The organism is Halomonas litopenaei (genome assembly GCF_017303055.1).
In the GTDB taxonomy this organism is placed as follows: Bacteria; Pseudomonadota; Gammaproteobacteria; order Pseudomonadales; family Halomonadaceae; genus Halomonas; species Halomonas litopenaei_A.
Genome location: NZ_JAEKJT010000003.1, coordinates 598610 through 612533 on the forward strand (window position 1 = coordinate 598610; position 13924 = coordinate 612533).

A 13924-nucleotide genomic window follows, 5' to 3' on the forward strand; every position below is an offset into this window, starting at 1 on the left:
TGGTCCGTCTTGCAGACAGCTGGCGATCAGCCGTCGATGCCCAGGCGTTCGGCCAGGCGCTCCGCCGGAACGTAGCCAGGCACCATGGTGCCGTCCGGCAACACGATGGCAGGCGTCCCCTGGACCCCGAGTTCAAGCCCCAGATGATACTGCTGCTCGACCGGATTGTCGCAGCTTGCAGCGTCGCTCGGAACCTCTCCCTCTTTGGCCGCGGTCATGGCTTCAGAGCGATTGTCGCTACACCACACCTGAGTGAGCTGACGCGCGCCCTCGCTCTGCATGCCGCCGCGCGGGAAGGCCAGATAGTTGACCTGAATCCCCAGCTCGTTCAAGCGCGGCACCTCTTCGTGCAGCTTGCGGCAATAGGGGCAGGTCGAATCGGTAAAGACGTGGATGGTGGCCTTCGGCTCGTCCACCCCACGGTAGACGATCTGGTCGGACTCGGCGACGGCGGCCAGACGCTCGGCGCGGCTGGCGTTGCGGCTCTGCTCGGACAAGTTGACCAGGCCGTCCTCGGCATTCTCGTAGAGATCGCCCACCAGAAAATGGCTACCGCTGGCGTTGGTGTAGAACGTTTCACCGGTTTCCAGACGAACCTCGTAGATCCCGCTCATCGGGGTGTCGAGCACTTGGCTCACCGGCATCTTCTGGCCATTCACGGACAGCTCGTTGAGCGCAGCGGGCGGCGCGGCAACGGCACTGCCGGCGGCCAGGGACGTGGCGAGCAGCGTGGCGGGAAGCACGCTGGTCAGCAGGGTCGCGAAGGAGGGGCGATTCATGAGTCAGCCTCGAGGATGATGATCGGCATGCAGGGCTTCCAGTCGCGCCTGCGCCACATGGGTGTATATCTGGGTCGTCGACAGGTCCGAGTGCCCCAGCAGCATCTGTACGACACGCAAGTTTGCCCCATGATTCAAAAGATGGGTGGCAAAGGCATGCCTCAGTGTATGGGGAGAGAGGGGGCGGTCGATACCCGCAACACTGGCGTAATGCTTGATTCGGTGCCAAAAGGTCTGGCGCGTCATGGCGTTGTCCCGCCTTCCGGGAAACAGCGCTGGCTTCTGGATATCGCTCATCAGTTCAGATCTGCCCTGGCGCAGATAGCGTTCCAGCCAGTCGCATGCCTCTTCGCCCAACGGCACCAGCCTGTCCTTCTGGCCCTTTCCGCGCACGCGCACCACGCCTTGCCGCAGGTTGATGGCGTCTGTGGTCAGGCCGATCAGCTCGCTGACCCTGAGCCCAGCACCGTACAGCACCTCAAGCATGGCCCGGTCGCGTAAGCCCAGGGCGGCGGTCACATCTGGCGCCTGCAGCAGGCGCTCGACCTCGTCCTCATCCAGGGTATCCGGCAACGCGGGACGCACCCGGGGCAGACGCACCTTGACCAACGGGTCCTCGTCGATCAGGCCTTCCGCCAGGGCCCAGCGGTAGAACCGCCGGAGACTCGACAACAGCCTGGCATTGCTGCTGAGCTGATAGCCTCCCTCGCGGCGCTGATCCAACCAGGCCGGCAGACTCTCTGCCCCCGGTGCCAACAGCGTCAGAGCGGCCTCGTCCAACCAGGCCTGCCAGGCCTCGAGGTCATGACGATAGGCACTCAGGGTATGGTCGCTCACCCCTTGTTCCAGCCACAGGGTGTCGAGAAAGGTGTCGATGATCTGACCGTGGCCTGCGCTCATTGCCTGCCTCGCTGCCTGGGCGACCGGACGAATGCCAGGGCCTCAATGCACAAACACCCCGCCCCACAGAGGTGGTGACGGGGTGTCGGGAGAGGGAGGAAGGTCCTCCCTCGGACTGACTGACGCTTAGGGGAAACACTGCATAAATGCCTGCGCGGACGAATCGCTGCGTTGCGCGCTGCTCGAACTCCTCACCTATACCGCATAGGCTCCGGGTTCTGCGCTGCGGGCGCCTGGCACCTCAATCCGCTCGGCTGATGTATTCAGCGCTTCCTCAGGCGTCTTAGGCCAGCTTTTCCTTGATACGTGCAGACTTGCCGCTACGCTCACGGAGGTAGTACAGCTTGGCCTGACGCACGTCACCGCGACGCTTGACGCTGATGGAGTCAACCAGCGGGCTGTAGGTCTGGAAAGTACGCTCGACGCCAACACCGTGGGAAATCTTGCGCACGGTGAAAGCGGAGTTCAGACCGCGGTTACGCTTGCCAATGACAACGCCCTCGAACGCCTGCAGACGCTCGCGGTTACCTTCCTTGACCTTGACCTGAACGACGATAGTGTCGCCCGGGGCAAAGTCCGGCACCTGCTTGCTCATCTGCTCGGCTTCGAGCGCCTGGATCACCTTGTTCTTGCTGCTCATTTCACTTGCTCCTGAAATCGTTGTGATCCATCGATCGGTCGTGGATGCCGATGGATCGTGATCCCGGCACTCGAAGCTCGAGCGCTCGGGTCGTTGATGACGCAGGTCCGTCAGCGGCGATTGGCCGCCCGGTCGACCTCGTGACCGTCGTCCTGCACCTCCGCCTTGTCGGCGTATTCGTCGATGAACTCGTTCAACAGACGCTGCTGCTCCTTTGACAGAGCCCTGCCCTCGAGCAGGTCAGGCCGTCTCAACCAGGTACGCCCCAGGGACTGCTTCATTCGCCACTGGCGAATCTGTCCATGGTGACCGCTGAGCAGCACATCCGGCACCTTGCGTCCGTCGATTTCCTCCGGACGGGTATAGTGCGGACAGTCCAGCAGACCGTCATTGAAGGAGTCCTCGACTGCGGAATCCTGATGCCCCAGTACACCCGGCACCAGCCTTGCCGCTGTGTCGATCAGCACCATGGCCGGGAGTTCACCTCCACTCAGCACATAGTCGCCAATGGACCACTCCTCATCGATGTCCGCTTCGACCACACGTTCATCGATGCCTTCATAGCGTCCTGCCACTACCACCAGGGGCGGGCCTGACGCCAACTCGCGCGCGCCCTGTTGATCCAGCCTGCGGCCCTGGGGCGACAGATAGATCACTCGGGGTCGCTGCCCGGTCGCGACGTGCGCCCGGTCGCGAGCAGCGTGGATTGCACAACGCAGGGTGTCGACCTTCATCAGCATCCCCGGACCTCCGCCGTAAGGGCGGTCGTCCACGGTACGATGGCGGTCGGTGGCGTAGTCCCGGGGATTCCAGAACTCCAGCGTCACCTGGCCTTTGTCTACAGCCCTGCCGGTCACACCGTGGCGAGTGATCGCCTCGAACATGTCCGGAAAGAGTGACACCACCCCAATCCACATCTCACTGATCTCCCGTCAACGCGCTGCTTGATCGCCAGGCGATCAAAACTCCGGGTCCCAGTCGACCAGTATGTCCCCCGCACCCAGGTCGACGCGCTTGATCACGTCATCGGGCAGATAGGGGAGAAGACGTTCACGGTCGTCCGGGGCATCGCTACCCTTCACGACCATCACGTCATTGGCACCGGTCTCGAACAGATAAGCCACCTTGCCCAGCACAACCCCCTCGAGGGTCACGACCCGCAGGCCTTCCAGCTGGTGCCAGTAGTACTCTTCACTGTCGAGCTCGGGCAGGTCCTGCTTGGCCAGCAGAATGTCCGCCCCGGCCATCACTTCGGCCCGGTCACGGTCATCGATGCCTTCCAGCTGGGCGACCAGCCCTTGTCCCTGCTTGCGCCCCTGCTTGAGGCGGTGGCGTGAAAGCTGTCCGTCATGACGGACCACCCACTCGGCATAATCAAGAATGCCTTCCATGGGCGAGGTATACGAATACACCTTCATCCAGCCCTTGATGCCGTAAGGACTGGTCAGCTTGCCCAGCACGACGTAATCATCGCTGTGGCGATCGTCTTGCGCCGCTGGCGACGCGTTGTTGCCTTGGGGCGATGCCATCTGGGTCAAACCTCATTCACACCGGGACTGTCACAGGCAAGGCGTTCGCCTCAGGCCTGCTTGCGTGCTTCCTTGACCAGCTCGGCAACGCGATCAGACAGCTGCGCGCCCTGAGACTGCCAGTGAGCAATGCGATCCAGGTCGATGCGCAGACGCTCTTCCTGACCACGTGCTACCGGGTTGAAGAAGCCCAGACGCTCGATGAAACGGCCATCACGGGCATTGCGGGAGTCGGTCACGGCGAGGTGGTAGAAGGGACGCTTCTTGGCGCCACCACGTGCCAGACGAATGGTAACCATACGTTGACTGTCCTTCGGTTGGGATTTTACGGATAACGGCGACGGACGGGTCTGCCACCGATGTTTTGCTCACGACGAGGGCCGCGCCAATGCACGGTCCTCGAACGAAGAGGCAGTATTCTACGGAAAACCGCCCCCCTTGGGAACCTTTTTTGCCTCACCGGCCTTGACGGCCGGCACCGGCAGGAGCAGGTATCAATGCGGTCTCAGCGCCAGGGCATGCCGCCGGGGCCGCCCATTCCGCCCATACCACCGGGACCGCCTGGGCCACCGCCACCCATCATTCCGGACATGCCTCTCATCATTTTCTGCATGCCGCCCTTCTTGCCTGCCTTCTTCATCATCTTCTGCATCTGTTTGTGCTGCTTCAGCAAGCGGTTGAGGTCGGGCACCTGCAAGCCCGCACCGGCAGCGATACGGCGCTTGCGCGATCCGTTGATGATGTCAGGGTTACGGCGCTCCTTGGGAGTCATCGAGTTGATCAGGGCCTCGAGCTTGCCCAGCTCCTTCTCAGGTCCAGGGCCCTGAGCCATATCGGCCATCTGCCCCATGCCCGGCAACTTGCCCAGCAGTCCGCTCATGCCGCCCATCTTCTTGAGCTGCTGCAGCTGTTCACGAAAGTCCTCAAGATCGAAGCCCTGGCCTTTCTTGACCTTCTTGGCGAGCTGTTCGGCCTTGCCCTTGTCGACGGTACGCTCGGCTTCCTCGATCAGGGACAGCACATCCCCCATGCCGAGAATGCGCGAGGCCACCCGGTCCGGATGGAACGGCTCGAGGGCATCGACCTTTTCGCCCACCCCCATGAACTTGATCGGGCGCCCCGTCACGTGGCGCACCGACAGCGCCGCACCGCCACGGGCATCACCGTCGGCCTTGGTCAACACCACGCCGGTAAGCGGCAGGGCGTCGGCAAAGGCGCGGGCCGTATTGGCAGCATCCTGGCCGGTCATGGAGTCGACCACAAACAGCGTCTCTGACGGCTCGATGGCCTGATGGAGACCTTTGATCTCCTCCATCATGGCTTCGTCGATGGCCAGACGGCCGGCGGTATCGACCAGCACGACGTCGTGGAACTGGATCTTGGCGTGCTTCAGGGCGGCGTTGGCGATGTCCACCGGCGCCTGGTCCGAGCGAGACGGAAAGAAATCGACGTCGACTTCCTTGGCCAATGTCTCGAGCTGGTCGATGGCCGCCGGACGATAGACGTCGGTGGATACCACCAGCACCTTTTTCTTCTCACGCTCGCGCAGGTACTTGCCGAGCTTGGCCACGGAGGTGGTCTTACCCGCCCCCTGCAGACCCGCCATCAGCACGACCGCGGGCGTCCCCTTGAGAGAAAGCCCTTCATTGGCCTCCCCCATGGTGACTTCGAGCTCTTGCTGGACGATCTTGATGAATTGCTGGCCCGGCGACAGGCTGCGCGACACTTCCTGGCCGACAGCGCGCTCACGCACGCGTTCGATGAACGCCTTGACCACGGGCAGCGCGACATCGGCCTCGAGCAGCGCCTTGCGCACCTCGCGCAGGGTGTCCTTGATGTTATCGTCGGTCAGGCGGGCCTGGCCCTTGATCGACTTCAGCGTCTGGGAAAGACGCTCGCTCAAGTTCTGAAACATGGAACTCTCCAAAATACGCGGAATGCGTTGGCCTCGTGCGCTGCGCGATACGGCTGGTGCGATACGGCTGGTGCGACCGGCCTTACGCGCCTCGCAAACTCTCCTCCGAGGCGGCCGCATGCCTGCGCGGCCTTGACGTTGGGGCAAATTATACGCCTTGTGGCGCCGACTCTCCATGCACTGACTCGTGGCCGGTCTCGCATCTCCTCTGCTGACGGGGAGCCCCGCTGGTTGGCGTTGACGACCAGCGCCTGCCGCCCTGACTCTGTTGGCTGGCTCTATTGACTGGCTCTGCTGACTGGCTCTGTCGACTGACACTGGCAGCCCAGTCCAGGCCACCAGGTCGTGGCGCACGGCCCCTGGCTGTCAGAAGAGGTACGATCCGGTATAGTCATTGCCAGGGGACAGGGAGAGCGCCCTGCCCCGACGGTTCACTTCTTACCCATTGGCGCCAGCGTGGCGCACGGACAGCACAGCATGCAGGCGTTACCTCTGGCCCTACTGGCCTTTGTCTTTTATCTGGCAGCCGCTTCCTGGCAAGGCTTGACGCTGATTCGCCGAGTTCCCCCTCGCGATCTTCTGGTGCGCAGCTTTGGCACCCTGGCTGCCGCCTTGCACCTGGTCGTGGCGGGAGGCCTTATCGGGCTGGAAGGCTCGATGCTGCCTGGCCTGTCCACCAGCGCCGTGCTGGTGACAGCGCTGGCCGTCGTCGTCCTGCTCGGTGCCAGCCTGTTCAAGCCGGTGCTCAATATCGCCGCGGTGCTGTTCCCCTTTGCCGGCATCGTGTTGCTGCTGGGCATCGAGCTCCCGACACCCACCGGGCAGAACGGCATGACGCCGGGTATCGCCTTTCACGCCGTCAGCTCCGCCCTCGCCTTTGCCGTACTGGCCATCGCTGCCTTGCAGGCGATTTTGGTGGGCATTCAGAACAAGGCGCTGAAACACCACAAGATACGCGGAGTGGTGCAGGCGCTGCCGCCCCTCACCACCATGGAGCGGGTACTGTTCGAGATGATCTGGGTTGGCCAGGCCTTGCTGACCCTGGCCATCGCCAGCGGCTTCGTGTTCCTCGACAACATGTTTGCCCAACACCTGGTCCACAAGACGGTCCTGTCTCTGCTGGCGTGGCTGGTGTTTGCGGTCCTGCTGCTGTGCCACTATCGTCTGGGGTGGCGGGGCATGCGTGCGGTTCGCTGGACCCTAGGGGGCTACCTGGCCCTGTTGCTCGCCTATTTCGGAAGCAAGTTTGTGCTGGAAATCCTGCTCGCGCACAGTTGATGGCAGGACTGTCACCCCGACGCTGACCACCAAGAATAAAGAGTGCTACAAACATGGGGTTAGGCCTAAACATCCGGCATCCTGCCAGGGCCTTGGCACGGCCTGACAAGGCCTGCGAGGGCGACGCACCCGCCTTTGCCGTGACCGGGGCGACCTTGACACTCCCTGAGCGACCCCCTACAACTCGTCCCTTACCCGCGACCAAGGATCCAACGTCTTGAACGACGACTTTCCGGTAGGCCTGCTGTTCGGCCTGCTCTTTCTGCTGATCACCCTGTCGGGCTTCTTCTCCAGCTCCGAGACGGGAATGATGTCGATCAACCGCTACCGGCTAAGCCACCAGGCCAACAGCGGACAACGCAACGCCAAGCGCGTCCTGCGCCTGCTGGCACGGCCAGACAGGCTGATTGGCGTCATCCTGATCGGTAACAACTTCGTCAACAACCTGGCGGCGTCGATTGCCACCATCATCGCCATTCACTTCTTCGGCGATGTCAGCGGCCCGGCCATTTCAACGGCCATCCTCACCATCGTGGTGCTGATCTTCGCCGAGGTCACGCCCAAGACCTTTGCCGCCGTCAAACCCGAGCGCATTGCCTACCCGGCGTCGATGATCCTCGAGCCCCTGCTCAAGCTCCTGTACCCGCTGGTATGGGTGGTCAACGTGATCTCCAATGGACTGCTCAGGCTCCTTGGCGTCAAGAGCATTGACGGCAGCGGCGACCACTTGACCCGCGACGAGCTACGTACGGTCGTGCACGAAGCAGGCACCCTGATCCCCCACCGCCACCAGGCCATGCTGCTGTCCATTCTGGACCTGGAGAATGTCACGGTGAACGACATCATGGTCCCGCGTCATGAGGTGGTGGGCATCGATCTGGACGACAGTCTGGAAGATATCCTGACCCAGATCCGCACCAGCCAGCATACGCGACTGCCGGTATTCAAGGGCGACATCAACAACATCATCGGCATGCTGCACCTGCGCAATGCCGCACGTTTTCTGTCCCGGCCCGAAGTGACCAAGGCGGCCATCGTTCAGGAGGCGCGGGAGCCCTACTTCATCCCCGAATCAACGCCACTGCACACGCAGCTGCTGAACTTCCAGAAGCAGAAACGCCGCATCGGCATCGTCGTGGACGAGTACGGTGACGTGGAGGGGCTGGTAACGCTGGAAGATATCCTCGAGGAGATCGTCGGGGAGTTCACCACTGACGTGGCCGGCCAGGAGCAGGACATGCTGCCCCAGAGTGACGGCAGCCATGTGATCGACGGCACCGCCAACATTCGCGATATCAACAAGTCGCTGGGGTGGCATCTGCCCACGGATGGCCCGAAAACGCTCAACGGCGTCATCCTTGAGCACCTGGAATCCTTCCCCGACGGCCCCGCTTGTCTGCAGATCGGCAATATCCGCATGGAAATTCTCGAGATGCGCGACAACCTGATCACCTCGGTCTGCTGCTGGCCCAGCACCCGCCGCGTGCTTAGCGATACCGACGCCTGAGACAGGCCCGCGACAACAACGCAGCCAGAAAGGGACGGCCATGGCCGTCCCTTTGCGTTTCTACCAGCGCCTTTGCCAGAGGACCCGCAACAGCGAGCCCCGATGGAGGGCGACCGCTCAGCCCCGATGGAGGGCGGCCGCTCAGCCTCAATGGAGGGCGGCCGCCCTACGGCTTGCCTGTCTCGACCCAACGATCAGCCTCGGCCTTCAACTCACGCACCTGGGCTTCCAGCAGCTGGCGACTGGCCTGCCCCGGAGGCACAGGCTCTCCGAAGTACAGCGCGACGCGGGCGCGGCAGCGCCTGGGCAGATGGGCCAGCGCCTTGCCGTGCCGATTGGAGGTCCATGACCCCCACAGGCCGGACAGGGCCGCCGGGATCACCGGCACCGGATCCTTGGCCAGAATGAGATCCAAACCTCGACGAAAGGTCCGAATCTCGCCGTCCGAGGTAAGCCGCCCCTCCGGAAACAGCATCACCACATCGCCATTGCGCAGCGCGCGACTGACTTCATCAAGCGCGCGCCGCACGTTGCCGGGGTCGCGACGATCCGACTCCACCGGAATGGCACCCACCATGCGGAACAGCCAGTTGAGCCAGATCGACTCGTAGATCGGCCGGTCCATCAAGAAGCGCAGGGGCCTAGGGCTCCCGCCTCCCATCACCAGGGCATCCATGAAACTGACGTGATTGCACACTACCAAGGCGGGTCCACGGGGAGGAACGAAGCGTCGCCCCTGGAAGCGAAGCCGATACAGCAGGTGGATGAGAGCAAAGACCAGGCGTCGGATGTAGACGGCGGGGGTCCGAGAGAAGCGCCAGACGGCGAGACAGGCAATAAGGCCAACCAGGCCCCAAAGGAAGATTTCGATCACGACACCCTGTTCGTCTGCGTAAGGCCCGCCAGGGTGGTGGATAGCAGCTGATCCAGCAGCTCCTCGACTTCAAAGGCGCCGCCCTGGGAATAGCCGAGTCGATCATTCAATCCCAGCTGAACCAAGCCATGCACGCTGCCCCACAGGGTACGGGCCAGGCGCTGGGCCTCGATGGTCTGAAGACCCGGCTGATACTCGGTCAAGGTGTCCTCGACCCGCGCAAAGAGCGCGCCGATCATGTCCGTCTGACGCTGATCCAGCTCACCTTCCTGGGCCAGGGGATAGTCGAACATCAGCTGCCAGCGATGCGCATCCTCCCGCGCGAAGGTCCAGTACCCCTGGGCGAGGGCGCGCAGGCGCGCCTCTGGCTCGGTGGTATCGACCAGCAGCGGCTCCATCACCGTGCGCAGTCGAGCAAGACTCTCGACATTGACGTGTTGCAACAGGTTGTTGAAGCTGCCGTAAAGCTTGAGCAAGGTGCTGGGGGCACAGCCTACCTCGCGTGCCAGCGAGCGCAGCGACAGCGCATGCACGGGCTGATCTGCCAGCCAGGCATCACAGGCGGCCATCACCTGGGCATGGAGCTCCTCGGGGGCGTGCTGTCTGGGACGAGCCATTGCTCTTCCTCGCTGTATCACTCGCGCCGAGCATCGGCGACCTTGGGTAAGCGGCGTTTTCCTGAGCATACATTAATCGAACACTGTTTTCGACAGAACGTTGAGGTATGCACGGCTCACCACAGTCAACGAGACTTTCGCGGCGTCTAGCTCTTGGGTAGGCTGACCGTCCAGATCGCAGGAGTCCTCATGACCGGCCGCCTCTATATCCCCGCTCGCGCCATCGAACATGCGCTCGATGACCTCGATGCACCGGTGCAGGCCATCAGCGGCGTCAACATGGCACCAAGGCGCCCCTTGTCGATCATCCGCCTGGAGGCAGGGCGCTTTACCTTGGGCACCGGCTTCTGGGGCCTGACACCACCATGGCTCAAGGTCCTCGACCACGCGCCGCACTGCGCCCGCGCCGAAAGCCTCGAGTCCCGGCCGATGTTTCGCGACGCCTTCCGGGCACGACGCTGTCTGGTGCCCGCGTCCGGCGCCTATGCCTGGCAACCCCGCCCCCACTACAAGCAGCCTTTTCTGATCACCCGGGCGGACCGGGGACCACTGCTGTTGGCGGGGCTTTGGTGTAGGTTTCACACTACCTTGACCGACTATACAGATTCGTTCGCCTTGATCACCGTTCCCAGCCCCGAGCTGCTGACCCCGCTCACCGACCGTGTGCCGGCCATCATCGAACGGCACCAGGCGCGGGCCTGGCTCGACCCGGCCAGCGACAGCGAGCCGCTGGAACAGATGCTGCGCACGCCTCCCGGGGAACTGTTGGGCGCTTTTCCGGTATCAAGACGAGTGAACAATCCATTGGAACAGGATCCGTCCTGCGCCCACCCCATCGGGCAGATGTGGCGACAGACACTTTAGGAGACGTGATGGCTTCGATCCGTATCAGGCGAGGCGCCCCCTGCCTCGCCACCGCCCTGGCGTGCATTTGGCTACCCATGGCACAGGCTGCTCCGGGGGATCAGGCTCCCCCGTCCAGCAGCGCCGAGACAGCTACCGCCACCACGTCCATTGCGGCGGCCACCTCGCCCATCGTCAGCCCTCACGACGACCGGGACTATCGCGTCCTGACCCTCGACAACGGACTCGAAGTGCTGCTGGTCAGTGACCCGGAGGCCGACAAGGCAGCCGCGTCGCTGAACGTCTCCGTCGGCAGTGCCCAGGATCCAGACGACCTGCAGGGACTGGCTCACCTGCTGGAGCACATGTTGTTTCTCGGCACCGAGGCCTATCCTGAAGCAGACGCCTACCAGGGCTACATCAGTCGCCACGGTGGCCGTCATAACGCCTTCACTGCGTCGCTCAACACCAACTACTTCTTTGATGTGGAAGCGGACGCCTTTGAGGGCGCCCTGGACCGCTTCAGCCGATTCTTCGTCGACCCGCTGTTCAATGCAGACCAGCTAGGCAGTGAGCGCAATGTCGTCCACTCCGAGTACCAGGCACGGCTGCGCGACGATGCCCGTCGTGAGAACGAGGTACTCGACGGCTTGCTTAACCCGGCAAACCCGACCGTTGGCTTCTCCGTCGGCAGCAAGGACACCTTGGCAGAGCGCCCCGAGGGCGAGCCAAGCCTGCGAGAGCGGGTCATGAGCTTCTACCAGAACCACTACGGCGCCAACGTCATGCATTTGGCGGTGGTCGCGCCGATGCCCCTCGATCAATTGCAGGGGATGGTGGCAGAGCGCTTCGCTGAGGTGCCAAATCGCGGCCTGACGGCGCCCGAGATCACCACACCGCTGGTGGATACGGCCAAACTGCCGCTGGCGGCGGAGGCCCACTCGTTGCGTGACGCCCGTCGCGTCAGCTTCTTGTTTCCGGTACCCGACCCGGTCCTCAGCTATCAGCGCAAGCCCGCCAGCTATATTGCCAACCTGATCGGCCACGAGGGGCCCGGCAGCCTGCTGAGTCGACTGCGTGATGCTGGCTGGGCCGATGGCCTGTCAGCGGGAGTGACCCGCGGTGATGGCCAGCATGCATTGCTGGCGGTGGATATCAGCCTGACACCGGAAGGCCGCCAGCAGCTCGAGCGCATTCAGGCCAGCCTGTTTGCCGCCATCGAGCGCATTCGCGAAGAGGGCGTCAGCGATGATCGCTATGACGAACAGGCCAGTCTTTCGGAACAAGCGTTCCAGTTCCAGCAGCACGGCGATGCGCTGGATGAGGCCATGCGCCTGTCCATCAGCTTGACGCACTACCCGCTGGAAGACGTCAATCGCGCCGGCTACCGCATGGATGGGCTGGACGTCGAAGAGGTTCGACAATGGCTCGGCGCCCTGCGTCCTGACAACATGATTCGGCTGTACAGCGGCCCAGAGGTGGAGGGCGACCAGCGCACCACCTACTACAACACCCGCTGGCAACAGGTAGCGCTGCCGACGTCGACGGCGGAGCCGCTGGACGGCCTGGCGCTGCCCGCTCCTAACCCGTTCATCGCCGAAGATCTTGCTCTGTTGGAAGATCACGCCGAACGACCCACTCTTATCACCGACACCGATCAGGCGGATGCGTGGTACAAGGCGGACGCCGAGTTCGACACGCCAAAGGCGTCCTGGCGCTTTAGCCTTCAGCATCCCGGCGCCAGCCAGACGCCACGCCAGGCGGTGCTGACGCAACTGCTGGCGGGCTGGCTGAATGACAGCCTCAATGAACGCCTCTACGCGGCGCGGCTGGCCGGGCAGAAGTATGAAGCCTACGCCCACTCTCGCGGCATGACCCTGTCCTTTACCGGCTGGCGCGACCGGCAGGATCGCGTCATGGCAGAGGTCATCGACCAGCTCAAGCAAGGCAGCATCGAAGATGACAGCGTCGCGCGGGTCCGCTTCGGGCTGGAGCGTGAATGGCGCAACGCCCCTCGCGATCCCCTCTACCACCAGGGCCAACGCACCCTGTCCGAGGCGCTGATCCGCCCCCAGTGGTCGCCCCAGGTGTTACTCGAGTCGCTGGCCGAGGTCACACCACAAGACCTGCGCGACTATCGCGATCTCTTCTTGAGCGAGCTCCACCTGCAGCTTCTCGCTGTCGGCAACCTCTCTCGCAGCCTCGCAGAAGAAGAAGCCTCGCTTGCCATCGAAGCCCTCGAACCCGGCCTTGATGCTGACGCCATCGCCGATCTAGAAGTGCTCAAGGCCACCGACCTGCCTAGCCTGACGCCCGACTCGGAGCGCGAGGAGTCATTGCTGCTGCGCTACCTGCAAGGACCCGATCAAAGCCTGCCTACCCAGGCTCGCATTGCGGTGCTCGGCAAGCTCTTGGAAACCCCGTTCTACCAGCGACTGCGCACCGAGCAGCAGCTCGGCTATATCGTCAATGCGGGCTATTCCCCGCTTCTGCATGCACCCGGCATCAGCTTGCTGGTGCAGTCACCCTCGACCCCCAGCGAAGAGCTGAAAACCCACGTCGATGACTTTCTTGACCAGGTTCCCGCCCAGCTTGAGGGACTCGACGAAGCGACCCTGGCCACCTACCGTCAAGCGGTCCATGACGAAATTACCCAGCGCGATGCCGGGCTGGAAGAGCGCACCAATCGGCTGTGGCGTGCACTATCCTTCGGCGATACCCACTTCGACCGCCGTGAGCGCCTGGCAGCAGCGGTGCTGGACGTGACGCTTGCCGACCTGCTGCCTAGCTGGCAGGCACTGCGCGACAACGCGGTGGTGGACGTCGCCTTCGATCCGGGCGCCACTCCCAGCGATATCATGGCGCTCAAGGGCGAGCTGGAAGTGCTGCCGGGGAACGAAGAGGCACCGCTATCGCCGCGCGGCGAAGAGGAGTCCGCCCAGGCGGTCAAGGTCGACACCCCCTGATCTGACAGGCCGCTGACATGGCGGTGGCGCGCCCAGCGTCACCGTCAGACACGACAACGCCCGGCTCGGACGATGA

13 protein-coding genes are annotated in these 13924 nt (G+C 63.3%); 4 read left to right on the forward strand and 9 right to left on the reverse strand.

The window, feature by feature from the left end; genetic code table 11:
* Positions 1–26: 26 nt before the first annotated feature.
* The 7 genes from JF545_RS06545 to ffh all read right to left on the reverse strand — a co-directional run bounded on the left by JF545_RS06545 (position 27) and on the right by ffh (position 5763).
* Positions 27–779 (reverse strand): DsbC family protein, encoded by a 753-nt coding sequence (locus tag JF545_RS06545; protein ID WP_206940432.1) that lies wholly within the window; start codon positions 777–779, stop codon positions 27–29.
* A 3-nt stretch (positions 780–782) separates the two neighbouring features.
* Positions 783–1679 (reverse strand): site-specific tyrosine recombinase XerD, encoded by an 897-nt coding sequence (gene xerD / locus JF545_RS06550; RefSeq protein WP_206940434.1) that lies wholly within the window; start codon positions 1677–1679, stop codon positions 783–785.
* 283 nt (positions 1680–1962) lie between these two features.
* Positions 1963–2319, reverse strand: coding sequence for a 50S ribosomal protein L19 (gene rplS / locus JF545_RS06555; RefSeq protein ID WP_045991330.1), 357 nt, complete (start codon positions 2317–2319; stop codon positions 1963–1965).
* A gap of 110 nt (positions 2320–2429) precedes the next feature.
* A complete protein-coding gene (trmD, locus tag JF545_RS06560) occupies positions 2430–3236 on the reverse strand; it encodes a tRNA (guanosine(37)-N1)-methyltransferase TrmD (RefSeq protein ID WP_206940436.1) in 807 nt (268 codons plus the stop codon).
* 42 nt (positions 3237–3278) lie between these two features.
* The gene (gene rimM / locus JF545_RS06565) at positions 3279–3848 is read right to left on the reverse strand and encodes a ribosome maturation factor RimM (RefSeq protein ID WP_206940438.1); all 570 of its coding nucleotides are present in this window, start codon (positions 3846–3848) and stop codon (positions 3279–3281) included.
* A gap of 50 nt (positions 3849–3898) precedes the next feature.
* Positions 3899–4147 (reverse strand): 30S ribosomal protein S16, encoded by a 249-nt coding sequence (gene rpsP, locus JF545_RS06570; RefSeq protein WP_206940440.1) that lies wholly within the window; start codon positions 4145–4147, stop codon positions 3899–3901.
* A 206-nt stretch (positions 4148–4353) separates the two neighbouring features.
* The gene (ffh, locus tag JF545_RS06575) at positions 4354–5763 is read right to left on the reverse strand and encodes a signal recognition particle protein (protein WP_206940442.1); all 1410 of its coding nucleotides are present in this window, start codon (positions 5761–5763) and stop codon (positions 4354–4356) included.
* 477 nt (positions 5764–6240) lie between these two features.
* On the opposite strand from ffh, the gene JF545_RS06580 reads away from it, so the two are divergent.
* Together JF545_RS06580 and JF545_RS06585 are read left to right on the forward strand one after the other, a co-directional pair.
* On the forward strand, positions 6241–7041 hold the full coding sequence (locus tag JF545_RS06580; protein ID WP_206940451.1) for a cytochrome C assembly family protein: 801 nt from the start codon (positions 6241–6243) through the stop codon (positions 7039–7041).
* A gap of 217 nt (positions 7042–7258) precedes the next feature.
* Positions 7259–8548: an HlyC/CorC family transporter gene (locus tag JF545_RS06585; RefSeq protein ID WP_206940453.1), complete on the forward strand. Its 1290-nt coding sequence runs from the start codon at positions 7259–7261 to the stop codon at positions 8546–8548.
* A gap of 166 nt (positions 8549–8714) precedes the next feature.
* Here the strand turns inward: JF545_RS06585 and JF545_RS06590 are convergent, their stop codons facing one another.
* Together JF545_RS06590 and JF545_RS06595 are read right to left on the reverse strand one after the other, a co-directional pair.
* Positions 8715–9422: a 1-acyl-sn-glycerol-3-phosphate acyltransferase gene (locus JF545_RS06590; protein ID WP_315857905.1), complete on the reverse strand. Its 708-nt coding sequence runs from the start codon at positions 9420–9422 to the stop codon at positions 8715–8717.
* Positions 9419–10039: a TetR/AcrR family transcriptional regulator gene (locus JF545_RS06595; RefSeq protein ID WP_206940455.1), complete on the reverse strand. Its 621-nt coding sequence runs from the start codon at positions 10037–10039 to the stop codon at positions 9419–9421. The genes JF545_RS06590 and JF545_RS06595 overlap by 4 nt, the downstream gene beginning before the upstream one ends.
* Before the next feature lie 189 nt (positions 10040–10228).
* Between JF545_RS06595 and JF545_RS06600 the strand changes: the two genes are divergently transcribed.
* Both JF545_RS06600 and JF545_RS06605 read left to right on the forward strand, forming a co-directional pair.
* The gene (locus JF545_RS06600) at positions 10229–10903 is read left to right on the forward strand and encodes an SOS response-associated peptidase (RefSeq protein ID WP_206940457.1); all 675 of its coding nucleotides are present in this window, start codon (positions 10229–10231) and stop codon (positions 10901–10903) included.
* An 8-nt stretch (positions 10904–10911) separates the two neighbouring features.
* Complete coding sequence (locus JF545_RS06605; RefSeq protein WP_242520705.1) at positions 10912–13848, forward strand: insulinase family protein; 2937 nt, start codon at positions 10912–10914, stop codon at positions 13846–13848.
* Positions 13849–13924 lie beyond the last annotated feature (76 nt).

Coding starts and splice junctions, on each gene's coding strand:
- rplS (WP_045991330.1), bottom strand. CDS start 2,319: ATGAGCAGCAAGAACAAGGTGATCCAGGCGCTCGAAGCCGAGCAGATG.
- JF545_RS06600 (WP_206940457.1), top strand. CDS start 10,229: ATGACCGGCCGCCTCTATATCCCCGCTCGCGCCATCGAACATGCGCTC.
- ffh (WP_206940442.1), bottom strand. CDS start 5,763: ATGTTTCAGAACTTGAGCGAGCGTCTTTCCCAGACGCTGAAGTCGATC.
- trmD (WP_206940436.1), bottom strand. CDS start 3,236: ATGTGGATTGGGGTGGTGTCACTCTTTCCGGACATGTTCGAGGCGATC.
- JF545_RS06580 (WP_206940451.1), top strand. CDS start 6,241: ATGCAGGCGTTACCTCTGGCCCTACTGGCCTTTGTCTTTTATCTGGCA.
- xerD (WP_206940434.1), bottom strand. CDS start 1,679: ATGAGCGCAGGCCACGGTCAGATCATCGACACCTTTCTCGACACCCTG.
- JF545_RS06545 (WP_206940432.1), bottom strand. CDS start 779: ATGAATCGCCCCTCCTTCGCGACCCTGCTGACCAGCGTGCTTCCCGCC.
- rimM (WP_206940438.1), bottom strand. CDS start 3,848: ATGGCATCGCCCCAAGGCAACAACGCGTCGCCAGCGGCGCAAGACGAT.
- rpsP (WP_206940440.1), bottom strand. CDS start 4,147: ATGGTTACCATTCGTCTGGCACGTGGTGGCGCCAAGAAGCGTCCCTTC.
- JF545_RS06605 (WP_242520705.1), top strand. CDS start 10,912: ATGGCTTCGATCCGTATCAGGCGAGGCGCCCCCTGCCTCGCCACCGCC.
- JF545_RS06595 (WP_206940455.1), bottom strand. CDS start 10,039: ATGGCTCGTCCCAGACAGCACGCCCCCGAGGAGCTCCATGCCCAGGTG.